Source organism: Sporolactobacillus sp. BBK16-2 (assembly GCF_059878335.1).
This window is the reverse complement of record NZ_CM187611.1, coordinates 542,598-567,893: the sequence shown is the minus strand read 5'-3', so window position 1 is coordinate 567,893 and position 25,296 is coordinate 542,598. Positions and strand designations below refer to the sequence as shown.

Annotated in this window: 18 protein-coding genes; all 18 read right to left on the bottom strand. The window is 37.3% G+C overall.

All coding sequences use genetic code 11. The annotated features are described in order from the left end of the window. Positions 1–3: 3 nt before the first annotated feature. Positions 4–2,331 (bottom strand): FHA domain-containing protein, encoded by a 2,328-nt coding sequence (locus AC6F33_RS02930; protein ID WP_480947902.1) that lies wholly within the window; start codon positions 2,329–2,331, stop codon positions 4–6. Between the two features lie 15 nt (positions 2,332–2,346). Next, the gene (locus AC6F33_RS02925) at positions 2,347–3,414 is read right to left on the bottom strand and encodes a leucine-rich repeat domain-containing protein (RefSeq protein WP_480947903.1); all 1,068 of its coding nucleotides are present in this window, start codon (positions 3,412–3,414) and stop codon (positions 2,347–2,349) included. Between the two features lie 72 nt (positions 3,415–3,486). After that, positions 3,487–6,096 carry a carboxypeptidase regulatory-like domain-containing protein gene (locus tag AC6F33_RS02920; protein WP_480947904.1) on the bottom strand — a complete coding sequence of 870 codons (2,610 nt, stop codon included), beginning with the start codon at positions 6,094–6,096 and terminating at the stop codon, positions 3,487–3,489. Positions 6,097–6,354: 258 nt separating this feature from the next. After that, positions 6,355–7,983, bottom strand: coding sequence for a glycoside hydrolase family 32 protein (locus tag AC6F33_RS02915; protein ID WP_480947905.1), 1,629 nt, complete (start codon positions 7,981–7,983; stop codon positions 6,355–6,357). Positions 7,984–8,022: 39 nt separating this feature from the next. Beyond that, the gene (gene istB, locus AC6F33_RS02910) at positions 8,023–8,766 is read right to left on the bottom strand and encodes an IS21-like element helper ATPase IstB (RefSeq protein ID WP_480947906.1); all 744 of its coding nucleotides are present in this window, start codon (positions 8,764–8,766) and stop codon (positions 8,023–8,025) included. Beyond that, positions 8,763–9,935, bottom strand: a complete 1,173-nt coding sequence (gene istA / locus AC6F33_RS02905) for an IS21 family transposase (protein ID WP_500777687.1) — start codon at positions 9,933–9,935, stop codon at positions 8,763–8,765. The genes istB and istA overlap by 4 nt, the downstream gene beginning before the upstream one ends. Positions 9,936–9,992: 57 nt before the next feature. Further along, the gene (locus AC6F33_RS02900; protein WP_480947908.1) at positions 9,993–10,316 is read right to left on the bottom strand and encodes a hypothetical protein; all 324 of its coding nucleotides are present in this window, start codon (positions 10,314–10,316) and stop codon (positions 9,993–9,995) included. Positions 10,317–10,883: 567 nt separating this feature from the next. Continuing rightward, entirely contained in the window at positions 10,884–12,659 is a 1,776-nt protein-coding gene (locus AC6F33_RS02895; RefSeq protein ID WP_480952899.1) for a glycoside hydrolase family 68 protein, read from the bottom strand. A gap of 183 nt (positions 12,660–12,842) precedes the next feature. After that, positions 12,843–14,255, bottom strand: a complete 1,413-nt coding sequence (locus AC6F33_RS02890) for an ISLre2 family transposase (RefSeq protein WP_255749021.1) — start codon at positions 14,253–14,255, stop codon at positions 12,843–12,845. 471 nt (positions 14,256–14,726) lie between these two features. After that, positions 14,727–15,464 carry a glycosyltransferase family 32 protein gene (locus AC6F33_RS02885; protein WP_480947911.1) on the bottom strand — a complete coding sequence of 246 codons (738 nt, stop codon included), beginning with the start codon at positions 15,462–15,464 and terminating at the stop codon, positions 14,727–14,729. Positions 15,465–15,533: 69 nt separating this feature from the next. Beyond that, complete coding sequence (locus AC6F33_RS02880) at positions 15,534–16,454, bottom strand: family 43 glycosylhydrolase (protein WP_480947912.1); 921 nt, start codon at positions 16,452–16,454, stop codon at positions 15,534–15,536. A 165-nt stretch (positions 16,455–16,619) separates the two neighbouring features. Then, positions 16,620–18,062: a flippase gene (locus AC6F33_RS02875; RefSeq protein WP_480947913.1), complete on the bottom strand. Its 1,443-nt coding sequence runs from the start codon at positions 18,060–18,062 to the stop codon at positions 16,620–16,622. A 17-nt stretch (positions 18,063–18,079) separates the two neighbouring features. Then, positions 18,080–19,186, bottom strand: coding sequence for a UDP-galactopyranose mutase (gene glf / locus AC6F33_RS02870; RefSeq protein WP_480947914.1), 1,107 nt, complete (start codon positions 19,184–19,186; stop codon positions 18,080–18,082). Between the two features lie 59 nt (positions 19,187–19,245). Further along, positions 19,246–20,538 (bottom strand): hypothetical protein, encoded by a 1,293-nt coding sequence (locus AC6F33_RS02865; RefSeq protein ID WP_480947915.1) that lies wholly within the window; start codon positions 20,536–20,538, stop codon positions 19,246–19,248. A 286-nt stretch (positions 20,539–20,824) separates the two neighbouring features. Further along, positions 20,825–21,718, bottom strand: a complete 894-nt coding sequence (locus AC6F33_RS02860; protein ID WP_480947916.1) for a glycosyltransferase family 2 protein — start codon at positions 21,716–21,718, stop codon at positions 20,825–20,827. A gap of 48 nt (positions 21,719–21,766) precedes the next feature. After that, positions 21,767–22,903 carry a glycosyltransferase family 4 protein gene (locus AC6F33_RS02855; protein ID WP_480947917.1) on the bottom strand — a complete coding sequence of 379 codons (1,137 nt, stop codon included), beginning with the start codon at positions 22,901–22,903 and terminating at the stop codon, positions 21,767–21,769. A 31-nt stretch (positions 22,904–22,934) separates the two neighbouring features. Continuing rightward, the gene (locus AC6F33_RS02850) at positions 22,935–24,014 is read right to left on the bottom strand and encodes a glycosyltransferase family 4 protein (RefSeq protein ID WP_480947918.1); all 1,080 of its coding nucleotides are present in this window, start codon (positions 24,012–24,014) and stop codon (positions 22,935–22,937) included. Positions 24,015–24,175: 161 nt separating this feature from the next. Then, on the bottom strand, positions 24,176–25,282 hold the full coding sequence (locus AC6F33_RS02845; RefSeq protein ID WP_480947919.1) for a glycosyltransferase family 4 protein: 1,107 nt from the start codon (positions 25,280–25,282) through the stop codon (positions 24,176–24,178). Positions 25,283–25,296 lie beyond the last annotated feature (14 nt).

Here is a 25,296-nt window from a genome sequence, read left to right as displayed (position 1 = left end):
GTATTATTGACTATCTTTTCTTTTCAGGAGCACAGCGCTCAATATGAGACAAAGCACGACAACTCCGGCAAGAATTCCCCAGTTCGTCATAAGAAGATCCATTCGGTGATCAAAATATTCCGGGAGGTCTCTTGGTGGGACCGATGCCTTCGTCTCAATTTTCATGGGCATGCCGTTTATATCAAAGGAGATGCCCAGTCCACGACATACCCATTTGCTGATTGCAAAATTTGAAACAAAGCTGCTCCATCTCTTCAAATCAAACACAAGGCCACTGAACATCAGCTGTGGAATCAGCAGCATCGGAGCGAGACTCATTGCCCGATCTGAGTTTGACACCAAGCAGGAAATAACCAGTCCCATCGCTGTTGATGCAAGCACCCCTAAGAAAAAGGTGATCATCACTTCAATAGAAATGCTGCCCATCAGGCTATGTGCCGGAAACACAATGACATAGCGAAGAATCCAGACAAATAGAACCGACTGAATCAAAGCAAGAATACCCAAAATGCTCATCTTTGACATCAAGTACGGCCAGATTTTCAGGTTCACCATACGTTCTCTTTTATAGATGACTTGTTCCTTTGTGATTTCCTGAATAGAATTCAAAAGGCCGATCCAAACCGCCGAGGAAGCCGTCGTAAAAATGACTTCTTTTGCCGTTTCGTAATAATCAAATGAATTATGCTTCCCAACAAATCCCAAGAGCAATGCAATCACGGGAACTTGAATGATAAGGAAAAAGAAACGCGTGTGATCAACTAAGGTTAGTTTCAAATAACGTGACATCAGTATGCTTAGCTGACGAAAAGAGCTTCTTTTCGCCGTTTTTGGCTTTGGCTTCTCAGTGCCTGTCCCTTGAGTCAAGCTATTTATATATGAATAGTACTGCGACTGTCTGAAGTTCTTTTGCCACAATTCAGCTTCAGAACCAATCCGATCATAAACATCCGTATAGCTGTCCACTTTAAAGAAATCAAGTGCTCCCTTGGGCGGACCGAAATAGCATAGTCTTCCTCCTGTTCCCAGGAAGACAACTTTGTCACAGATGAAAAGATTGGCCGTTGCATGGGTAATCAAGATAATTGTTTTCCCTTTATTCGAGAGCTTTCGCAGTAAGCGCATCATGTTCCGTTCCATACCGGGATCAAGGCCGGACGTTGGTTCGTCAAGAAAGAACAGCTTCGGATCAGCAATCAATTCTACAGCGATGCTCACCCTTTTCCGCTGACCACCACTCAATTTGCTAATGGTAAGCTCTTCTTTTCCTTCAAGCTCCACGTCACTGATCACGCTGCGCACGCGTTCGGAGATTTCCTCTTTTGTTGCATCCTCAGGCATTCTTAATCTGGCAGCATAAGTAAGCATCTGAGTTACAGTCAGGTCGTCATAGACAATATCCTGCTGGGGTACATAACCCATAATATTTTTGTATGCATTGAAATTCGCGTAAAAGTTATCTCCATTAACAAATACGCCGCCTTCCGTTGCCGGTCGAAAGCCGTTTAACGTATCCATAAACGTCGATTTGCCTGCGCCACTTCCTCCGACGAGTGCGACTAACTCTCCAGGCTTAATGGTAATTGTGATATTATCCAAGATTTTTTTCTTTTTCTTCTCTTGAAAAATGCCGTTTGTTTCTTCAACGGTTTTGGAAATGGTAATTGCGTCCAGTTGAAGTCCATGGATATACGAATTGTAGATTAATTTATTTCCTTGAATGATGAACTTTGTCTGCCCAATCATAAAGGTGTCGATGGACTTCAGTCGCACCTTATTCCTGATTTGTTTTCCATTAACAAAGGTACCATTTGTGCTATCTAAGTCTTTAATTGTCAGTCCATCACTACTATTTTCGAGCAACGCATGGTGACGGGATACCAAGCTATGCGCGAGGACGATTGTGTTTCCCTGATCACGCCCGATGGAAACCTTCTCTCCTTCAGAAAGAAAGCATTCATTCCATTTTTCATCTGTATCCGCTTCGAGTTCCGAGTAAAGCATGAGAACGCCTTTATTGTGATGCAGCGTTGGGTCATCAATAAGAATCTGCGTACCATTTTCCAAGATTGTTCGATCTGCCCTTTTTCCGTTGACCATCAATCCATTCGTACTGTGCAAATCGAGGATCTCACATTTCCCATCATGCACGACAATTTTAGCGTGACGTGATGAAACAAGTTGCGAATGGATCTTAATATCATTCTCTGAACCACGTCCGATCGTGTATGATCGATCTTGTGTCAGATTGAATTCAAAAGGGCTGATGAGCTCATGATCAATATATATATTCAAAACCGCTTTACGAATTTTAGTTGACCGTTCAGACATGTCCTTACTCTCCTATTATTTCTTTTTCATATTAAAGAACACGAGAAACAGACCGGCAAATTGAACGAGAATAACTGCCAGCAACACATAAATTAAAAGATTAGATGATGAGCTTGTCGTACTTGGGGTATTTTCCTTAGTCCCACCGATTGAAAAATCTTTGTGGTCCAGTGTCTCATAAATACTTTCGACCGGCGAGAAATCCTTAATCTCATTACCTGCCAGACGAAGTTCTGTCAGACTGTTTAAATTTTCCAATGGACCCACTTCTTCAATCTTATCATTGTTCAAATAAAGAGTTTTCAGCTTTACCAAACCGCGCAAGGGTTCCAGCTCTCTCACTCGTGTATTTGCCAAGTCAAGCACCCGAAGTTCGGATAAATCGCTCAACGGTTTAATTAAGACGATTGGATTGTCTGACAACGCCAGTACTCTCAAATCGTTTAATTCCGATACGGAATAGATTTCAGAGATGTCATTTCCCGAAGCGCGAAATACCTTTAGATTAACCAACTTTTTAACAGGAGCCAAATCTTCAATTCTATTATCACTTAAATGTAAATTCGTTAATTTATTCAGCTTATTAATTCCATTAATAGATTTGATGTTATTATCATCCAGCATGAGCGTGGTTAATTTAGACAGATTATTGAGATCATCAATTTCTTCGATTTCATTTCCATCTAAATAAAGCCGTTCCAATTTGGTCAAGTCTTTCAAAGGAGTAACTGACTTGACTTGGTTATTGGTCAAATCTAATACGACAAGATCCTTTAATTTGGCTAGTTGCGCACTATTAACGATTAAGTTATCTGCGAGGTTTAGATTGGTTAGGCTGCTTATTTGGTCAATGCCGTCCAAGTTTTTAATATGTTCATTACTTGCATCGAGTGTTTTCAGATTGCTTACATCACTTGTGTAAATCGTGCCATTTGGTTTATCAATCGCTTTTCTCACCGAATTTTCCAGATTTTTATCTTTAAATACAACTGCCTTGTCCGCTGCATGCGCTGTAAATTGTATTGGAACGATAAACAGTGCTACTAGTAACAGCACAGTGATTACCTTTGAAAAAGTTGACATATGTTTAGCCCCTCACCTGTTTATGTAAGAATAGAAATTCCCCGGTTAGTTACCAGAGAATTTCTCAATTTATTATTGTTGTGATGATCCTGCACTTGAATCTACGTTCGATGATGAGTCTGTTGATGCTGAAGAATCCGAGCTTTCAGAGTTTGCAGCACTTGTGTCTGATGAAGCATCACTTTCTACTGTTTCCGGAACTGTTGCTGATCCATCCACATTGCTATCATCTTCGTTTGGCACCGCAGGACTCGAAGCGTCATCTTGACTGGAAGAGCTTGATGAAGCTGAATCACTACCGTTTTGTTCTGCCGATTCAATTGACGAGGAATCGGAATCGTCTTCAATAGCCGAAGAGTTATCTTCGTCTTCAAGATCTGAGGAATCTCCTATGTCTTCTTGATCGCCATCACTACCATCGTCAGAAGTTTCCTCATATTGCGGATTGTCATTTGCACTATCGTTATCAATCTTATTAATTGGGATAACATTACCATCTTGATCGATCTCAAAGACGTGCCATACAAATCCTTGTTGATTTTCTGGAACATTAAAAGTCTTCACGAGCCTGTTCTGTTGATATAGTTCTACCTTAGCCTGACTTTGTGGTAAATCCGTTTCAGAATTTTCACCGAAATCATGAACATAATATCTGAATACACCATTTGTCTTTATGAAACTGGTAATGGTTTCAGGTCCAAAGCCATCAGTGTCGTCCCTATCTAGTTTGGCATAGACCATCTCATCACCGTTAAGGTCGGAAGCGTATTGTTTGTTGCCATAATAAATATGGAAGCGTTCCAAAGGATTATCCGCTTTTGGACCGGTTAAGTGGGAATCAAGGTCATCCGGAGTCTCACCCCAGGTTAGTACCACTGAAAATTCTGCTGTTCCTTGTTTCTGAATCGATTCGTTGTGAGCAACTGTTTCAGCTTCTTTAACGGTTATCTCCGAACTTTTTGTAATGTATCCTTCCTTAACAACTTCTAATGTATAGTCGCTCGGACGAATACCAGTTAAATTGTAGTTTCCATTTCCATCCGTAGTCACTTCTTTGATTGGCTGATTGTCTTTAACCAAACGGATGGTTGCCTGGCTGACAGAATCTCCCGTTTGAGCATCTGTAATTGTCCCAGAAACAATACCCAGTTGAATAAATACAGCTTTAACATTTGCATCCTTGTTCACAGTGACGCTGACTGGATTTTCCGTTCCTGTCTTATCACCTTCCCAATGATCAAATACCCAGCCTACATCATCTGCTTCTGCAGTTAATGTCACTGACGTGTTCTCGTCGTATCGAGCAGTATTAGGATTCTGCGCCACATGACCTTTTCCATCTACTGATGTAGTTAATGCGTACGTCTTAGGTTGTTCCGTAGCTGCCGGAGCGCTTGGTTCCTGTTGATTATTTTGAGCAGGTTCTTGTTGCTGTTGCTGAGCAGGTTCCGAGGTTATTTTATTCCCCACGTCAACCTGTTCCGGTTTCGTTAATACGTCTGATTGATTGTCCGTTATTGCATGATTAACGGGATTTACTGAACTTTGTGTTGCTGATTGATGTGATGTTTTTGATGTTTGAGGTTGCTCTGAGGAAGTGCCGCTTGAAGTTGACGCGGTCTGTTCTGCAGTAGTACTTGTTTCATTGGCCGATGTCTGATTTTGAATGTCCTGGCCGCTGATTTCTTCATCATTCGTCTGCTCATCAACAACAGAAAGCTCCACTGAATCTTCTTTTCCATTGTCTTGAGCAACAATTTTTGTATTTCCGGTTCTTTCTGAAGTGAAGGTCACTTGGTCGCCATGTTCGCTCGAAAGATCACCTACACCGCTCTCTATAGTCCAAATCGGATCAACATCCATTGTTTTTCCATTCGCATCTTTGCCGACTGCTTTTAGACTGATGCGCTTTCCGACTGTCACGCTCGTTGAAGGCGAATGTATCTCCAGTTTTGACAATACATGTTTACGTACGGTTAAATTCTTTTCTTCGGAAATTGAACCAACGTTTGCGACAACTGTCTCATCCCCTGACTTTTTTGCTGTAAAGTCAGTCTCTTCTGATGATTTTTCAGACAAACTGCCAAGTTCATTTGGAATCAAAGACCAGGTCGCTTTAACCAACGTTCCTTTTTCATCCGGACTTTTCTTATAAATAGCTTTCAAGTGAGTTTCTTGCCCTACTTGAACTTCGTCTTTATCCGAAACGATTACAATCTTTTGTTTCATCTCGTTTAATCTCGTTTGAATCTCGGCATCTTTCGTTTTTGAAAATCCATCATCTAGTTCTTGGATCGCTGCCAAAATATCATTCATCACGAGTTTTGCATCACTCAGTGATAAGTAAAACTGCGGCTCTTTCGGTATTAATTTTATACCAGCCGTCAGAACTTTAACTGCAGGTTTATATCGCTTTAGGGCCAAATACGATTTTGCCAATCCAATTCGAGCTTCAACATTGTTTTCATCAATGTCCAAAACTTTCTTGTAAGCGATAATTGCTTCTTTGTACTTATGTTCCTTGTAGTAATGATTACCTAGAGACAGCTGTTGTTCAATTGTGCGCGCATTCGCCAGATGTATGGTGAAATATGTACCGAATCCACCAAGAACCAGTAATAGAGCAAGAATAATCAAGAGTGTTTTCTTCTTGCTGTTACCTTTGGGCTCCGATTGTTCCATCTGGATAATCCCTCCCCCGAGTTATATTATTTTTTCTATCTAGTAAATAAGATATAGGTATTTATAAATGATATATTACCATATATTTGATGATGATTGTGGGATATTTTTTCATTTTTTTGGGTATTATTTCAAATATTGTTTTATTTATGAAAGAAGAATAGAACGTTGAATAAATTTAAATAAACCATACAAAAAAGCCCTGCAATGATGCAGAGCTAAATACTAAACGTAAATTTTCACTAATGCCATCAATTTTTAATTCAAACCTGTCCAGATTGATGCAATTGGATCAACCTCAATCTGACTAATCTGAGCGGTGCCGCCCGTTGAAAATAATGCAATTCCTTTTGAATCGAGCGGCTGATCAGGATTCGGATAGATAATTTGTGTCAACGTCTTTTCCCCATCATTAACAAACAGTTCGATTGAGGAACTGTCCACGTAGGCCGTGAGCTTTATGCGGCTTGCTTTTTCGTTTCGTTGAACACTGGTCTGGTTCCGGGTTGACTTCCCGCCGCTGTTTGATTGATCAATAGACACCGTATGGTTCTGGACATCATAGCTAGCGGTGATGTATTTACTGTGATCCTGAGATACTCTGAGGCGAAAGCCCACCTGATCAGGGCGATTTTTAGCGTTCCATGAGAACTGCGCCTCCGCTTTATACTGTCTTCCTAAAACTTGCTTGATTGCCTTTGTACCGCTAAGCTTCAAATCACTCGTTTTGAACGGATTCTGAGTAAGTCGCGCAAGCTCTCGCGCCGGTTTTTGAATAAGTACATCCTCCTTACCTGCGCGAACTAAGGTCAGCTCACGCGGGAGGGACATCTCACCTTTCCAAGGGGAAGTCATTTGCTCGCCGACATAGTCCCAATTGGACATCCAAGAAAGCATCACCGTTCGTTTCATATTACTGAATGTGACTCCAGCGTATAAATCCTCGCCGTAATCAAGCCATTTAGGATGACTCAGCGTTTGTTCTGTGTCCGGTACAAATTCCTTGCCATTAAAACTGCCGACGAAATACTGCATTCCGGATCCTCCGGCAGGCGCTCCCTTCTGCACACTGATCGAGAACACCCATTTCTTTCCCTTTGTTCCCTCAACTGTCATCGGAATTAATTCCGGGCATTCCCAGGCACCGTTGCCAACATCATGTTCTCGGATAATTGCTGATTGGTACGTCCAATGAATCAGATCTGCCGAAGTAAAAATGTCAGCCTCTTGCCCCGCTGCCAGAATCATCACCCACTGTTTGTGCGCTTCATCATACACAACTTTGGGGTCGCGAAAATTGGCCGGATCCCTTGTTGGAGTCGCTTGAGCCGGAATAACCGGATTCTTTTTGTACTGAATAAAGGTTTTGCCATCATCCTTGCTGTAGGCAATGCATTGCTCCTGCACGTCGCGTAATCCTAGAAAATTGCCCATTGAATCCTTGCTGTAGTCGTCATCTCGAACTGCCACAGAGTAGGCACTCGTATAAAAAGCAATCAACGTGTTTTTGCCCAAACCCGAAACGTTAGACTTATCTTTAATGATTGAACCACTGAACACAAATCGTTTTCCATTAGGATTGCCCGCATCTCCATTCGTTGTCGGCCGTCCATAATAGTGAACCGGTTTTGAATCATGGCTAGTCTGCATCCAAAAATCAACCCATGGCGTCGCCTCACGTTGATGAATCGCGACCGGCTGCTCCTTCCAATGAAACAAATCACGGCTGACGGCATGTCCCCAGCTCATATTGCCCCACGTGTTTCCTTGCGGATTCGTCTGATAGAACATATGGTACGTGCCATTGCTGTATATTGCCATCGCAAAGATCCATTTGTGCCATAATTTTGAGCCACTTCGGACAGATTTGAGAGCAGCTCTTGCCATAGAAAGAGCCACCATCGTTCAATGGTGGCTCAGCTTCATTTATTGCTTTATCCCATGGCGTTCTCTCATAGATACTTCACCGTCAATTAAAAGGCTATAAGAGTCATGGATGATCCGATCCAAGATCGCGTCGGCTAAAGTTGCTTCGCCAATGCTTTCATACCAACCTTGTGTATCGAATTGTGAGCAGAATATCGTGGAGACTGTTTGGTGCCTTGCTTCTACAATTTCAAGTAAATCTCTTGCTTCATTCCCCTTTAGTGAAGTAAGAAGCCATTCATCTAGAATAAGAAGATTTACCTTTCGGTACACTTTCATTACCTTTTGAAAAACACCTTCTCCCCTAGCGACAGCGAGCTCATCCAATAGATCTGGCAAACGAATATACTTTACGGTATAAAATTGCCGACATGCAGCGATTCCAAACGCACAGGATAGATAAGATTTACCGTTTCCAGAGGCTCCTTTGATAATCAAATTATGCTTTTCTTGAATGTATTGGCCAGAGGCTAATCGGAGAATTTGAGCTTTATCCAGTTTACGATCCGGATGATATTCAATATCTTCAATGCAGGCTTGAGGATATCGGAATCCGGCATTTTTGATGAGACGGTCCAGCTTGTTGTTTTTTCTGCGATCCCATTCTCGATCTACGAGCAGGCTGAATCGTTCTTCAAAGGATAGGTCATTAAACTGAGGATTGTGAAGCTGTTCATGATAATACTCAGCCATTGCACTTAGGCGCATATCATTTAACTTTGAAAGTGTACTGTCATTGGTCATTTTTCTGTCCTCCCGTAATAAGCTGCTCCTCTAATAAATCCATGGGATTTTTGCTGATCATTGGTATTTCTTTGTTCTAGTGACTCATGCCGCTGTTTATCCTGTCCAGTCTTTAGAATCGTGGTGATGCTTTTGATATTAGGTCTTGGAGAATAACTGAGAGCCCTCATGCATGCATTCTCTAATCGTTCGACTGAATATTTGTCCGCAAGTTTTGAGAGAGCTAAACAGGATTTCAAAGCTTGTTTCTCCACTTTATAGGAATTGAGAAATCCTTGAACCGTTGTCTGTGTATGAGTGCCTATGGTTTTTGACCATGTTAAAAAATGCTCTGAAGTAAAAGTTAAATAGTCTTTATGTTGATCAGGCATATGATCGGGGTTTGTGGATAATTGACCTGAATTTCCATAGAGACGAACATGCGACGCAATGCGCATAACATGATAGAAGACTTCGATAATATACTGAGTCATGCGAATATCTACTTGATGTTTTAAGTATTCATAGGGAACGGAGTAATACATTTTTTCTACAGATATGTGATAATCATAGGGTACGGTAGCTGTTCTCCAAGTGGCTAATTCGTATGGGGAAGCAGGCAAAGGGAGCAGCGCAAAGCTCTCTTCCTCCGCAAAAGCGGATTGTCTACTTCCATTATTTTTCTTTTGAAATGGTTTTTGATTGTATTCAACTAATTTTTCTTTAATGGCTTCATTGAGTTCTTGAATGGAAAAGTACTGACCATTTCTTAATGTGGCAATAATCCAAGTTGATATGATTTTTACGGTTCCTTCGACATTGGGTTTATCTTTGGGATGACGAACTCTTGCGGGGATAATCGCTGTCTGATAATGTTCCGCTAATTCTTGATAGGTCCTATTGATGATAGGGTCTGTTCTTGAGGAATGATCGACACCTGTCTTGAGATTGTCAGGAACAATCGTCCGAGGAACACCATTAAAAAACTGAAAAGCATGGATATGTGCCTGGATCCAGCTCGACGTGCCCATGGACAAAAAAGCCTCTACATACGCAAATTGGCTACACGGAAGGACAGCGACAAAAACATAAGCTGGATTTACCTGTCCAGTGATGGAATCCTTAACTGAAGTCGTTTGACCTGCCCAATCGACTTCCATTGTTTCTCCCGGCTTTCGCTTAATTCGCATGGTTGCTTTTGTCTTGGTGACGTAGCGCGTATAGAAACGACAAAATTGCCGGTAACTCTAGGGAATTTCTCTTTGTTCTCGGCATAATTGAACATACTCATGCCAAAGTAGAGACAAAGTCACACCACTTCGAGCCATTTCCTTGTGAATGTGGACACAGTCCGGCTTCTTTCTCACATCGGATTGATTCTTTTCTGGAAACAGAAGCGCCTGCAGTTCTGCGTCATCCACATCTTTTTCAAGCGGCCATAAAACGTCTTTTTCCTTAGCACGTTTCAAGACGTCACTGACTGTATTCCTAGAACTACCCACGCCTGAAGCAATGCTTCGAATACTTAAATCCTGCGCATGAAGACGTAAGATTTCACGGTATTTGATCACACAAAAACCTCCTATTTAATGAATTTGCACCGATGGTGCATGCCCATTATACAGGAGGTGGCTCTTATCATGGCACAAGTGGCTCTATATTTTGTCCTAACATGCTCTAAATTATGGCACAGCTGGCACTATTCAATGGCAATATACAGCTGTAAACCAAACCGTTCGGATCATTCAGCCATGTTTTCTTAGCTGAATAATGATATTGATCCCGGTAAGGCTGAGCGTAATTAGGATCGACATTGCGCTGCGTCTGCGTCATATTTCGAGGTTTGATTGCTTTCTTTGTTGGTCCCTTGTGAAGCACATAAACGTAAGCGTCAAATAGTCCCCACCTACAAAAAGCGTGGGGATCAGTGTATTATTCATGTGTAGTTAGCTTGCATTCTGCAGGAATAGAATCAGACCAGGGCAGAAGGGCGTCCAATGCGACAACCAGTGCCAAGGCTACCAGCACACTCATGCTTATGAGCCATTTCTTTGTTTTCATAGTGAATCCTTTCGTTTTGAGAAAAAAAGACGAGAAGCTTCTCTCGTCTTTTTTACATATTTTATTATTTTTATAGGTTATTTTGTCGTTACTTGACCTTGTTCGAGCACACTATTTTGTTGTACTTGCGTTTGAGCACCATTCACAGTCAGCAAGAAGCTCGGTGCGAAGGTAGAATGCTGGGTTGATGATATATTGCGATTGGTCATATAGCTTGTAATTAATAGATTGTTTGATCCCGAAGAAACAGGCATTCCATAATAGGCATACGTGTAGGTTCGGCTGTTGAAACCTTCATTACCTGTTAATACGAGTCCAGTGTCATTAAGCGGTTTATAAGGACCGGTCAGATTATCAGAAACATAGCCAAGCATGTAGGTGTTATCCGATGGAAAACCATCAACCCTCTGATTGTAGCCCTTAGTAATCGTAAACAGGTACCATTTTCCATTAATTTTCACTACATTCGGTCGTTCAATCTCGTCAGTCACAAGATTAGCTGTTACAAGCGGCTTCATTACCGTTTTTAATGTGTAGTCATCATTCAACTCAATAATGCCGATTGCAGCATTTGCTTTAATGATGCTGTCCCTATCTGTCCGCGCTAACAGACTGTTCTTGGATGAGTTGAAATAATTATCGTCGCCACCGTAGTACGCTTTGTTGTACAGGGAACGGTACTCCTGATAGCCGTTAGCTGTACCCGTATTTCCTTCAAAAACGAGGTACTTGCGGCCATTCTCTTCCACATAATGCGGATCTCTTAGACAATGATTGTCGCCTGTACCATATTGAAACTGACTGAAATTCTGATACAATTTACCATCGCCGCTGAAAATGGACTTGTGATCCTCAACATCACTAACCTCTACACCTGAGTAATTTGCATCAACATCAATTTTAGCTGTGGTCAGAACCTGCTCATTCCCCGTACGTCCATCTGAATGATTTGTGGCAACGCCTGTATAGAATAAACGGATCTCGTTTCCAATTTTATACGCAGAACCCGACCATTCTTGATTCTGATTTTTTAAGTGTACATCATTTGAATTGGATAAATTTTCACCAGCAAACACTCGGCCGGCATTCTTCCAACTATCAATTGATGTATCGCCAACTTTTTGATAGAACATGTAGATCTTATCCGCCCCTGCCATCGCAAAGACAATATGGTAGCCTTTATATTCAGCAACCGTTCCGTCCGGATTTTGGAGCGGCCAGCTGTCCCACGCATCCATATCTGAAGCCGAAGAAATATTTTTGATTGTTTTGGAAGCAAAGCTTGGTACTTTAAACCGGTTATCATTCACTTGATCTGGAATCTGTGAGTAGTCATATCTTGTGATCTGTGTCGTCCCATAGGTGCGAACATAATCCGAATAACTGCTAGATAAATTCCGCTTATAAATGTAGCCTGTAGTCTTTCCATAGGTAACTTTAAACATTTTAGCTGATTGAGCACTCTTTGTTGTGACTTTGCGATCGACAGAAATCTTCAGTAACCGCTTCTTGCTCGCATTTGACGAGCTATAAATGTATGATGTTCGATTCGTATATCTCTTTAGTGTCTTGGGATTCGAACTGAGTTTCGATTTAAAAATATACCCTTTTCTTCCATTATATTTCACTTGATACATTTTATATGATTTTGATGTTGTCGTTGATAGCTTCGTATTCAGCGGGATACTTTGGATCCTTTTCTTATGTGTCTTCGAATTTGAGTTATAGAAATATGCGCTCTTAGTCACGTAATAATATCGCGTTTTGGATTTACCTTGCGCTGAGGGTACATAGATTACCAAAGCGACAATGAAACATAAACAGATCACTAGACTTGTTCTTACCTTCTTCAAATCGCACACTCCTGACAGTTGTTTGTTCTAAACAAGGAAAACATGGGTTAATGGTAACGCGAGACTTCGAAACAGTCAATTTGAATTTTTTACCGTATGTGTCAAGCTTTTCTCGGAACTCTTTGCTAGAGAAGAACTTCTTAATCCTTAATTTGTACCCCTTAGGTGTTAAACCACACTTCTTCAGGCAAGCGTAAGCACTCTGTTCAGTTTTCCTACTGCACTCGAGGAGGAAGCGTTTATTCCGATTCGACCATGATGTGCACCGATAGAAGGAACCGTCGGTTCCTTCAACAAGGATGCAATACGTATTGTTTTCTTCGTTAGGCGTTCGATGCGTTTGGATGGGAGGAACGAAGAAAGATACGCTGCTCTTAGCGTCCCATTACGTATCCCTTGAATAACTTTAACCATGCCTTCTTCCGACTCACCCCAATGCATGCCACGCTTTTTCATGCGGAACGTCAAATGCCTTTGATTCGATTCCATCGCACCCAATCTCCCGGCATTTTCGGGAAGATTTTCTTTCGCCATACTCTCTCGCCAATCAAACAAACGATCCCAGTGTTCCATGAGATAGTGCTTGACCTTTTCAACCTGCTCAATGCGCCCACCCTCGTCTTGATTACTTTCAAACGTATCCAGCAACAGGATGACCTCTGCACGATCTTTTCTTTGAATCGCCTTTTGTATACGCGTGATCCAAGACTTATCACCATGTAGAGAACGAGTTAGGGATTGAGCGACATGAAACGCATCCAGTTGAACCCAAATGCGCTTGTGTGACCCACAAAAGGCATCTTTAAAATGCGTTTCGTCATAACCTACGCCTCCGTCGCTATTAGCGACAATTTGTGTCTGCCATAAGCGATAACGCTGTTCGACTACGGCTTCAACCTGTTCCCAGAAGGTATCGAGTCCCTTGCTTGTCATAACCGCGTAGGGCTCTTTCAGAAGCCGTCTTTTTCCGTTCTTCACCCAACCCTCATACAAAATAAAATGCTTGATTTCAATGTGTTGCCGTTTCTTCAATCCACGGACAAAGGTTCCATCAGCCTCCGCAAAGAGAAAATTCGGTTGTCGTGTTCCATCCAACTCTCCATTGGCTGCTTGGATCACGCGCTCTTGATCCTGCTTTTCTTGAGCTTCGCCGACTGCTCGAACACAGTGCATGACCGTGGTGTGACTCATTTGAACCTGAGTCCAAGTGGCTAAGGTTTTCACGACCTCCCGGCAAGTCATACGGCTCGCTAAGGTCGCTGTTTCATATTCAACATTTGGCGAATAACGCATGTGTTTTCTCAATTTAAGCAGGTGATCCAATGGATAACAGGCATGTCCTTCCGGGTTAATCATACGCGTATGAGAGAAAGTCACCGGTCCAAATAAGAATTGGAGAACACGCTGGTCCTTATGACTATCTACTTTCCAGCCCTCCGCCTGTTTTTCACGGGTAATCGCTTGGTCAAGCAAAGAAAACACTTGTTCAACGCTATGCCTCATGAACTGATACATATAGGCAGTAGCCTCTTCCTCAAATGCCAACAAGCTCGTTTGATTCTTCCAAATTCCTAATAAATCCTCTATACTATCCATTGAGAAGGCCTCTATTCCTGATGTATTCCGTGGTGGGTATACATTTAGAATAAGGAGCCTTCTCCTTTTCGTCCAGTCAAAAAGGGGATACCAAAAGCATAATTCGAGCAGAAAGAGCTGCATGCTGCTCCATCCTCAAGCACTCACATCAAATTTATCCCCCCGAGAAACATTTTACACATAGTTTTTACCTTAACTAAATTCAACGGTGAATTATAGGGGCATTGATATTTGAAGGCGTCCTTTCGAGATTCTTAGTCCAGTTTTTACCTATATTTTATTATATTAAGTGCTATAGAAATCAGCTATACTACTTAATAAAAAAGAGGTCAAATTCATCCCAGTAATTGATGACTAGATTAGGTTAACAAAATTCCTATTTGTAATAATTGCCAGATATAATGTCTGAGAACATATATCTGGCAATTAATCTTTGTTGGATTGAAATCTGTTATTAGTTACATATGCGTCTTATTGTTTATTTTTTCGGGAATGATTTAAGTAGGTTTGATAAAAAGGTGATATTTTTAATGAGTTCATATGAGATAGTTTTGCATATAATACGTTCCCAATGATGTGTTTTATCATCTTTTTTGTTAAACTAACTTTTTTTCCGTACCATGAACCGTGAAAGTGATGAACTGAATAATCCACTTTTTTATTAAAGGTAGGCTGTTCGAAATACTCCTTTGGATAGATGGAAGTTCCATCAGCTAGCACTTGAAATTTCCCATTAAGTTTAAATTCAGGATAGTGAGACAAGAAATATTGTGTATACATGTCATTATTCGGAGAATTTGCTAACTTCTTATTTTCATAAAGACCCAACAATGATTTAATTAAACTACTATTCTTTTCCGCACCAATTATTGCTGTGCTAAGGTTGCAATCAAACATAAATCCGAAGAAGACTTTATTGGCTAGAAAATCGTTAAAATTTTTCTTTACCTCGACATCAGTATCGAGATAAATCCCTCCAAAATTATACAGCGCCTTCAGCCTTATATAGTCTGTGACAAAAGCAAACTTACCTTGCTCATAATTTTTTTTAGCGTATGCGTTGTCACTAAAATCAGCATTATGCTCGTTCCACTCAATTATTTGATAATCTTTAAATACTTTTTTCCAATTTGATATATACTTTTGTACTGATTCAGGTTTACTTTTCCCGCCTAACCAACAGTAATGAATTATTTTAGGAATACTCATAACAGACCTTCTTCTTTAATAATATTTTGATTATATCATTTGTTTTAAAATAGTTCATTTCAATTGACACTATTTATTAATAATTATGTTTTGAACTATTCTTAATGATTCGTAATTTAATTTAAAGATATCAAAATGTTGTGTACGCAAACCAATGGAATCTATTCTTTTAGAACCTGACCATTTTTTCAAATTCGTAGATGTTATTATTACCGATTTTCCCTTTACAAATTCATCAGCATATAAATAATATATACCACCTTGCTTTTGTATTGATGGACCTTCTACAGCTTGATCAAATGGCATAGTCTGAATATATGTATACCGATCTGTTAATCCTTTCGACTTGTACATTTCAATTGTTTTATTAAATTCATTTTTCACAAAAATCAAGTAATCACTTTTATCTCGAAAAATATATGGATCAATATGATTATCTGATTTTGAATACTTAACTAATTGAGGTGAATTAAAACTGAAAATATTGTTGTCTTTCGCTTTCATAATGTAGGATCTAAAAAATGGTATACTGTTATTCCATACATCTTTTTGCTTTTCTCCTGTGGACAAGCTTACAATGATGCTCACTTTATCATCCTTATCAACAAACCATTGAGGAGCCCATGCCAATTTAAATTGGTTAGGGGTTTTTATAACGCGTTGTTCCCAGTTTATTAAATTCTTCGATCTAGCAACAATAAAATCCTTTTGAAATCCATGGAAGCCTGTGAAGCACACATAAAAATAATGATCATGAAAAATAATTGAAGGATCTCTAACACTGTCTCCCAATGGTTTAAATAATATCTCTGTATTTATTGGTAAAAATGTTTTCATATCTTGTGTAGTATACAAATCCATATTTTCTCCGTGAGGTCCATTAAAAGCAGAAATAATATAAATGTTATGCTTCGTAAGTAGCTCTGCAATTATAAATGATCCGAATAGTATTAAGCATAAAAGAGTTATCAATATCCGCTTTTTTGACATTTATTGAATCTCCTTAAATTAATTGTTACCCAATGAATAGTATTCATATACGCATATAGAATAGTACTTAGATATGCCATAAGATTAGATATGTTATATATCACAATTAGAAAAATTGACTTTAAAAAGAATCGAGAACATCATAGAAATTGCTAGTTCACAATATCATTTATTTCTTGATATCTTCCTAATTACTTCTAATCCATTCTTAAATATTTTATTATTTAGTTCAGAGTGAAGCAAAAATAGAAGTGAGAAATAAACAATGATACCAATAATTATTTGGAGAACAGTAGTGACAAATCCATTATGAAGTACAATTCTAGATAATAAAATGATCACACACATAATGCATCCGGAAACTAAATAAATCCACAGACCACTTAACAACCTTTTTATTTCAATATTCCTAACAATGAATAATAATTGTATAATTGTAACCGTAAGTTCTGCAATAACAGTTGCAATAGCCGTTCCTACAGATTGATAGTGAGGAATCAGGATTAAGTTTGCTGAAAAATTAATAATAGCTCCAACTACTACCGATATAGTGAATTCCCTCATCTTACCAATAGGCAGTAAATATTGAATTCCAAGGACATTGCTCAACGCTATAAATAAAATTATAGGGCTTATAATACATATGAGTAGTCCAGTTTTGCTGAACTCGATTGGAAAATACCATGAAGTGAAATTCTGTGCAACGCCTATCATTCCGAACATTATAGGAAAGGATAAATATGTAGCAAAGTTAACAGACTGATACAAATATTCTTTAACTTTTTGAATATTACCATTTGCATATGTATTTGAAACCCTAGGCAACATGACAACACCCATTGCTGTTACAACCGCAAGGGTTACTTTTACAATTTTATCCGCATAATCAAACAAACCAACCTCCGTTGTGCTTGATAAATAGCCAAGCATTGGTTTATTCAATACCGCGTAAATTTGAATGGCAGCTTGAGGAAGAAATAGAGACAATGCCGGTAAAAAGTGTTTCGTAACATCTATCCATTTAAGTCGAATTATTTGTATTGTTTTTGGAACATAAGCCCATAATGTAATTTGCCCGATTATTTCTGATAACGCTAATATAAGAACATATTTCCAAAGATCAGAAGGTTCTTTAATAAAAATAAATATACAAATTGTCCCAATTACTTTAACAGTTAAATTTCTGAGTACTGTTTTTTTAAAATCTTCCAACCCCATATAAAGCCATGAGACATCAAGAGCTGCTGACAGAATATAGATTGATTGAAGTAAATAAATCATTGGATAATGATGAATAAAAAGTAGAAAAATCAAGAAAGCGACATAGGCAAAACCGGTTGTGATCAGTTTAAGAATAAAAATCGACCAAAAAACCCTGCTCAGTTCTTCCTTGCTGTCACGAACATAAGCTATAGAACGATTTCCATACAAGGCAACTCCGATTGTTCCAAATAAAATAAAGTATTGAATGATTGAATTTGTCAATGCATTGATCCCTACGCCATCACTTCCTAGAGACTTTGCTACATAGGGCATAGTAATTAACGGTACAATAAGGATAAACACTTGATAAATGACGTTATAAATATAATTTCTAGCAATACTCATTTTTATTTTTCCATTCTTTATTTAAATTCTTGATTTATTGTTGCCAATGCTGCAGCTATAACTTGATGCATGTCATAGTACTTATACATACCTAATCTTCCGCCAAAGATTATATTCGGGTATCCATCAGCAAGCTTTTTATATTTTGAATACAACTCATTATTCTCTTTATCATTCATAGGATAGTAAGGTTCGTCGCCTTTTTTCCAGCTCTGAGGATATTCTCGTGTTATCACAGTTTTTGGTTGGTGGCCAAATTCAAAATGCTTGTGTTCAATGATCCGTGTAAATGGGGTTTCAGCATCAGTATAATTCACTACCGCATTTCCTTGAAAGTTATCTTTATCTAATATCTCTGATTCAAATTTCAGGCTTCGATATTCCAAGGTACCGTATTTATAGTTGAAAAATTGATCAATCATTCCAGTGAACACTATTTTTGGATATTGTTCCAAATATTCATCCTTTTCCTCGAAGAAATCTTTGTTCAACTCTACATCAATATTTTCACTGTCCAGCATTTTCTCAACAATTTGAGTATAGCCACCAATTGGGATACCTTGATAAATGTCATTAAAATAATTATTGTCATATGTAAAACGAACGGGTAACCTTTTAATAATAAAAGTTGGTAGTTCGGTTGCTTTACGTCCCCATTGTTTTTCGGTATACCCTTTGATGAGCTTTTTATAAATATCCGGACCAATCAACGATATAGCTTGTTCCTCAAGATTTTTTGGTCGGTCAATACCTGCTTGAACTTTTGAATCTTCTATTTTACCCTTAGCTTGTTCAGGAGTTACAACTCCCCATAGTTTATTGAATGTATTCATATTAAAAGGTAAATTATAGATTTCACCATGATAATTTGCAATAGGACTATTAATATAATGATTAAATTCAGCAAATTGGTTTATATAATTCCATATATCCTTGTTACTTGTATGAAATATATGCGCACCATATTTATGTATTTGAATCCCTTCAACATCTTCCGTATAGATATTGCCAGCAATATGATTTCTTTTTTCTATCACTTTAACCCGTTTACCTCTTTTAGCCGCTTCGTAAGCAAACGTACTTCCAAATAATCCGGATCCAACAATAAGATAATCATACTTCATTTAAATATCTCCAATTCTATTTAGTAAAAATCATTATCTATGCAAATAGTTATTCAAACTTAATTCACTGTCTGTTTATACATAGCGGTCACCCACAACCACATTATTAACATAATAAAAAGATAAATACTATCGACAATTGTAAACGTAAAAATTACGAATAGTAGAACACTAAACATGGCTAATTCTCTATTCTTACGCCAATAATTTTTGAGCAATAGAATCATTGGAATAACATAAAAAGAGAATAGGTAGATTCCTCCCCCTGCAAGAACTTTCATTAAACCAGTACTAAAGCCACTGTCACCATTCGGGAGCAAACGTGAAGGAGCCATGAATTGTTTTAATGCCCCAGTGTTTTCAATTCCATTTCCCATAATTGGTTGCATCATCCACGCTTTAAATCCTGCATAGAAATCGTTCATTCGTATTGAAGATGAAGTGGCCCCTATTTTATTATGCAGCAACACAAAGGATAATGACAGAGAAAACAATCCTATAAACGCTATAATGTAGGGTTTTAATTTTAATGGAATTTTTCCAGTAACTCTCTTATCAATAACAAACTTTAATCCCAAAGCAAAGATTGCCATTAAAATTCCAGTTGTTGACGTAGTTGAAAATAATGTTATCACCAAAATAATTGTTTTAAACGATATTCTTTTCTCTATATACAAATTTATAAACAGCGCAACAGATAATATGAAAGCATACATTGGAGCCTCACAAAAAATAGCTGTATTTCTTGTTACATTCAGCCCAAAAAAATTCACCTGACCTTGCGCAGCAAAAAAAATATTATAGTACGATGGTATTCCTCGAATCCCTCCAAATGAAATACCCTTATAGCCCGTAAAATGAATTAGATTGAGAGTTGGACCAATTATCCAAAAAATCAAAGAGAAAATCGCAAGAATTACCATAATATTTTCCAGCTTTATCCATAAGGCATTTATTCTTTCTTGTGAAAAACTGTAATGAAAATAACATAGAGAGAGTGCCGGAATAACATACATATAATTCAGAAAGTTTTTGCCCAAAGGGTATTTTAAATTATTCAAAATACAAAACAAAAGAAATAGTGCTGTAAATATGGTTAAAAACTTAATTAATACTTTAATATTTATTTTTTGTTTGTAGATAGCAACAAGAGAGTAAAAAGCAATAACGAATAAGTTCGCTAAAAATAGTAGCTGTATTATTTTGTAGTCAGCAATATTAGCACTTTTAAAATAAACAGAGTTACACGTTAATATTAAGAATATGGCTAAGGAATATTCAAGTATATTAATTATTTTATTTATTCTTTGATCGTTAAATACCTCTTTTCGTTGTATAGCAATATTAAACATGATTTTTCCTCCTAAGAAAACTTAGACATTACCCTATATTTCCATTTTGAAACTTAATTCCTATAAAAATGTAACATATCTAATGATCAAAGAACAAATTCACAATAATTCGTTCTTATTCCTTTGCAAATTACTTAAAATAGTCTATCCTTAATAACGCTTATCGACTATAACCATATTTCAAAAGGATAGTCATTAAAACTTTTTTTCAAAGTACAAACCATACAATAAAATCACTAGCCAGTGTGATATTCCCTAGGACCTTTCTAATTAAGCATTTCTAAGATTAATTTGTATTACGACTAGTTCTTTCAATATGGGGATTAAATGTCATCCCAGCAAAAATCCCTTTTATAACAACCTGTACTTTTTTTAATTTATGATCATTTCTATTCACAATAATTTTAGCAATTGTGATCAATTGGTAGCTTAGACATTTAAAATAAGCAAGTTTCCCTTGAAGCTTTGCTGTATACAGGCCATTTCTCACTCCAAAGTAATATCTATCAATTCTGTCATCTTTAATGATATTTACTAAATTATTTTTCACCATTTTATGAAGAACCACACTTTTTGAAACAAAATAACCAGCATTTATTTTTGAAATTCTACGCGTAAATTCAGTGTCATCATTCCATATAAAAAACTCTTTAATTGGGTAACCTACATCATCTAAAGTATCTTTCTTTATAAGTAGGGATACAAAAGAAGCTGAATCAATTCGAATGAGACCATCTTCAGCCATGTCATTCCACTTGAGATTAGTTTCGGGAATATTCATTAAACATGCTGATCCGTCAATCCACTTGACGTTACTCGACAAGAATCCCCATTCTAAATTGGGATTCTCCGCATGCTCCATAAGATTTTCCAAGGATTTCAAATCTGGTACTGTGTCATCGTCCATTATCCATAATAGATCTACGTCTGATTCATATGCTTTCTTTAAACCAAAATTAAAACCGCCGGCACCACCAATATTTTTATTTAATCTAAAATACCTTATATTTGTATCCTTAGACATTATTAATTTCATAAAATCTTCGGTTCCATCTGTACTGCAGTTATCCATTACAAATATCAGATCAACTTTTCTCGTTTGATTCATTACACTATGTAAGCATTCTTTTAAGAGTGCTAGCTTATTAAATGTAACAATGACGCATCCTACTTTTGACATTTTATCTCCTTATTTAAGAAATTAAAAGAAAATGGCCCTACTTAGCCATTATTTCTCTTCTTTCCACTTTTCATGTATTTTATCTTCAACATAATTTTTTATTTCTTTTCTGAATCTATCTTCAGAGAATTGAATCGCATGTTCTCTACAAACTTGTGGTTTAAATAACGATTGATTCTTTTCAAATTTTTCTATCGCTTTCAATAAACTTTCTACAGTTTGTTCATTGAAAAAGAGTCCGGTTGGATTATCATTATTTTCCAATCCACGAACAGTTTCTAATGACCCGCCCTTCCCATAAGCTATAACAGGAGTTCCGCAGGCTTGAGCTTCAACTGGAGTAATACCAAAATCTTCCTCTGCAGCAAAAACAAATGCCTTTGCATTTTGTACATATTTTTTAAGGGAATCAAAATCTTGATAACCAAGCAAGTGAACATTAGATCCTGCTTTATTTTTAACTTTGTTAAAATCCGGACCATCACCTATAACAAATAATTGTGTGTTGGGAAGCTTTGAAAAAGCCTCAACAATTAAATCCATTTTTTTGTATGGGACCATCCTTGATGCTGTAACATAATAATCCTGCTTCACATCATTGAATTGAAAACCATCTACATTTACAGGGGGATAGATAACATCGGACTCTCTTCTATACACTTTCCAAATTCTCTTACCAATAAATTTGGAATTTGAAATAAAATAATCAACTCCATTTGCTGTACGATAATCCCACATGCGTATCTTATGTAAAATATACCGTGCTAACCATCCTTTAATCCCTTTATTTAAACCAGATTCTCTTAAATATTGATGTTGCAAGTCCCAAGCATATCTCATAGGAGAGTGAATATAGGAGATATGTAACTGATTCGGACCGGTAATGATACCTTTGGCCACTGCATGAGAGCTTGAAATAATAACATCGTAACTTGAAAGATCTAATTGTTCAACAGCCAATGGCATAAGCGGCAAATAGCTTCTATATTTTTTCTTTGCAAAAGGTAATTTTTGAATGAATGATGTTCTCACTTGTTTGTTCTTAAGAAATTTCCTCTCAGCTTCTGGCATAAAATCGACCATACTAAAAACATCAGCTTTTGGGAACACATTAAGTATCTGCTCAACCACTTTTTCTGATCCTGCATATGAAACAAACCATTCATGTACAATTGCAATTCTCATTTTATTCACCCATCATATTGTTGTCTTCTTTTCAAACAGCTTCACAAATCGTCTTCCACACATTCATTGCGCACCTTTCCCAAGAAAAACCCGTTGCCTTCTTTAAACCCTTACTCTTATAATTATTTCTTAATTGTTTATCTTTTAAGAGCATTGTTATTTTTTTTGCTATATCTTCTGGATCAACTGGATTACAATATAATGCCGCATCACCGCACACTTCTGGAAGTGAGGCACGGTCTGATACAATTACCGGACATCCCAATGTCATTGATTCGAGTGGTGGAAGGCCAAAACCTTCATAAAGTGAAGGATATACAAAACAATAGGCATTAACATATAGAGTCTTAAGTTCTTCATCAGAAACATAACCAAGATATTTAACATTTTTCGAAAACTGTAGATTTTGATTACTAAAAACCCGTGGGTTAGTTCCCCCTGCGATTACAACATTAATATCAGTATCTCCTAATTTTTCCAATGCAAGTACGAGACTCTTGAAATTTTTTCTTGGATCCATACTGCTGACTGCTAATACATAAGGTACATCATTCAAAAAATACTTTGACAATACTTTATGGTCTTCTTTTTTTTCTTTTATATGTTCATTTCCTTCATATATAACCTTAATTTTTTTAGAACTAACACCTGTATATTTAACAAGTTCATCACATGAAAATTGAGAAACAGTTATAATTTTCATTGCCGTCTTTAATTCAATCGCATATAAAAATTTGTACCATAACTTGAACAACATGGAGAAGTTATTATCCTTTAAGTAGACAGATGCATCATGAATAGTCACTATTTGTTTTCTCTTTGCAATAGGGGCTGTATTGCAAAAATTGACCAACATACCTGACCTTGTATAGAATGGGAGTTCAAGCTGCTCCCATAGATGTCCAGTTAAAAATCCCACTTTAGAATACTTTATATTTTTAAGAGACAATTCATGTATCGTATTTCTTGGTGCAATAATTTCAATTGAATGTGAACTAGAGATCTTATTTTGTTCCAAGAGATTATCCAATTGTAGAATAACTTCATGTGCATAACGTTGAACACCGGTTATAGATTGTGTTAGAAAACGACCATTTATATATATTTTCATAATAAAATTCCTTAATTTATTTTTTAATTTAATAGTTATATAAATCTTATTGAATTCAAAGATTAGATAGTATACAGATTAAGAATATTCTAAATTATACACTCTTAATGGAGAGAGCCGTTGAGAATAAATATTTTAAGATATAGTTCAAGTAATAAATTTCACAATTCTTCATTAGTAAATATGGGTTTTAAAAACTCAAAGAAGTCTTTTCTATATCTGCTAACAGTTAGATACTTCTTAGCTTTTATTAATCCATTTTTTGCTACCTTTTCTCTTAGTTCACTGTTTAAAAGCAATTCCTCTAATGCATTACTCAATGATTCTGGAGAACCTGATTCATGTAATAATCCAGTTTTGTGATCATCAATAATTTCCGGAACTCCACCACAATTTGAGCCAACTACCGCACACCCAGCATGCATTGCTTCTAACAATACTGTCGGGAAAGGATCATCTTCTATTGAGCAATGAACTAATATATCAAACTGCTTCATTAGATTTCTCGCGTCTTTCCTAGCCCCAAGAAATTTAATGTTGGAAAATTTGACTTTTTCAGAAATTAATTTAACTCTTCTTTTGTAATTTTCACTAAAAAATGATCCTACAATAACATAATTAAGAGCATAGCCTTTTTTATCTAGGAAACATGCAGCCTCCATCAATATGTGAAGCCCTTTCCACTCATTAATGGCTCCTACAAAACCAATAGTGAGCTTTTCTGAATGAATAACTCTATTTACATAATCATCTGCTGCTTCAATTCCATTATGAATGCAACGAATTTTTGAGGTAGGAAAGCCAATATTTATTAGGTCTAAACGTACACTGTTTGACACCGCAACTATTTTGGTCGGCTTATTTTTTAGTAGCACAGCTACTTTAGTTAGCATCTTATCTTTAGAATAAAAATCATGGACGTGGAGAAGTACAGGTACTTTTTTGTTAAATAGCGCAATCGTTATATAAAGTAAAGATGCTAAATTATAAACATGAATATAATCTGGATGAATACGTTTAACTTCTTTTCTAATTCTAAACAGAGATATTATTAATTTTATTAACTTACCCAGTTTGATACTCGCACGATTTAACGGAGCTAATCCATCAATTTTTTTAACTCTGAATCTTTTTGATGCAAAGTAATTAAGAATAGGTTTACTTCCACTTAGGACAGTCACATTATCTTTTAATTCACTATATAATTCTGCTGTGACAATTTCAGCTCCTGATGCATTATTTCCCTGTGACACAATAACTATTCTCATATACCCCACACTCA

Bases quoted from the DNA above. Each gene is read 5' to 3' on its own strand.
- AC6F33_RS02860 (WP_480947916.1), bottom strand. From the start codon at position 21,718: ATGTCAAAAGTAGGATGCGTCATTGTTACATTTAATAAGCTAGCACTC.
- AC6F33_RS02885 (WP_480947911.1), bottom strand. From the start codon at position 15,464: ATGAGTATTCCTAAAATAATTCATTACTGTTGGTTAGGCGGGAAAAGT.
- AC6F33_RS02865 (WP_480947915.1), bottom strand. From the start codon at position 20,538: ATGTTTAATATTGCTATACAACGAAAAGAGGTATTTAACGATCAAAGA.
- glf (WP_480947914.1), bottom strand. From the start codon at position 19,186: ATGAAGTATGATTATCTTATTGTTGGATCCGGATTATTTGGAAGTACG.
- AC6F33_RS02890 (WP_255749021.1), bottom strand. From the start codon at position 14,255: ATGGATAGTATAGAGGATTTATTAGGAATTTGGAAGAATCAAACGAGC.
- AC6F33_RS02920 (WP_480947904.1), bottom strand. From the start codon at position 6,096: ATGGAACAATCGGAGCCCAAAGGTAACAGCAAGAAGAAAACACTCTTG.
- AC6F33_RS02875 (WP_480947913.1), bottom strand. From the start codon at position 18,062: ATGAGTATTGCTAGAAATTATATTTATAACGTCATTTATCAAGTGTTT.
- AC6F33_RS02850 (WP_480947918.1), bottom strand. From the start codon at position 24,014: ATGAAAATATATATAAATGGTCGTTTTCTAACACAATCTATAACCGGT.
- AC6F33_RS02845 (WP_480947919.1), bottom strand. From the start codon at position 25,282: ATGAGAATAGTTATTGTGTCACAGGGAAATAATGCATCAGGAGCTGAA.
- AC6F33_RS02880 (WP_480947912.1), bottom strand. From the start codon at position 16,454: ATGTCAAAAAAGCGGATATTGATAACTCTTTTATGCTTAATACTATTC.
- AC6F33_RS02925 (WP_480947903.1), bottom strand. From the start codon at position 3,414: ATGTCAACTTTTTCAAAGGTAATCACTGTGCTGTTACTAGTAGCACTG.
- istB (WP_480947906.1), bottom strand. From the start codon at position 8,766: ATGACCAATGACAGTACACTTTCAAAGTTAAATGATATGCGCCTAAGT.
- AC6F33_RS02855 (WP_480947917.1), bottom strand. From the start codon at position 22,903: ATGAGAATTGCAATTGTACATGAATGGTTTGTTTCATATGCAGGATCA.
- AC6F33_RS02930 (WP_480947902.1), bottom strand. From the start codon at position 2,331: ATGTCTGAACGGTCAACTAAAATTCGTAAAGCGGTTTTGAATATATAT.
- AC6F33_RS02915 (WP_480947905.1), bottom strand. From the start codon at position 7,983: ATGGCAAGAGCTGCTCTCAAATCTGTCCGAAGTGGCTCAAAATTATGG.
- istA (WP_500777687.1), bottom strand. From the start codon at position 9,935: ATGCGAATTAAGCGAAAGCCGGGAGAAACAATGGAAGTCGATTGGGCA.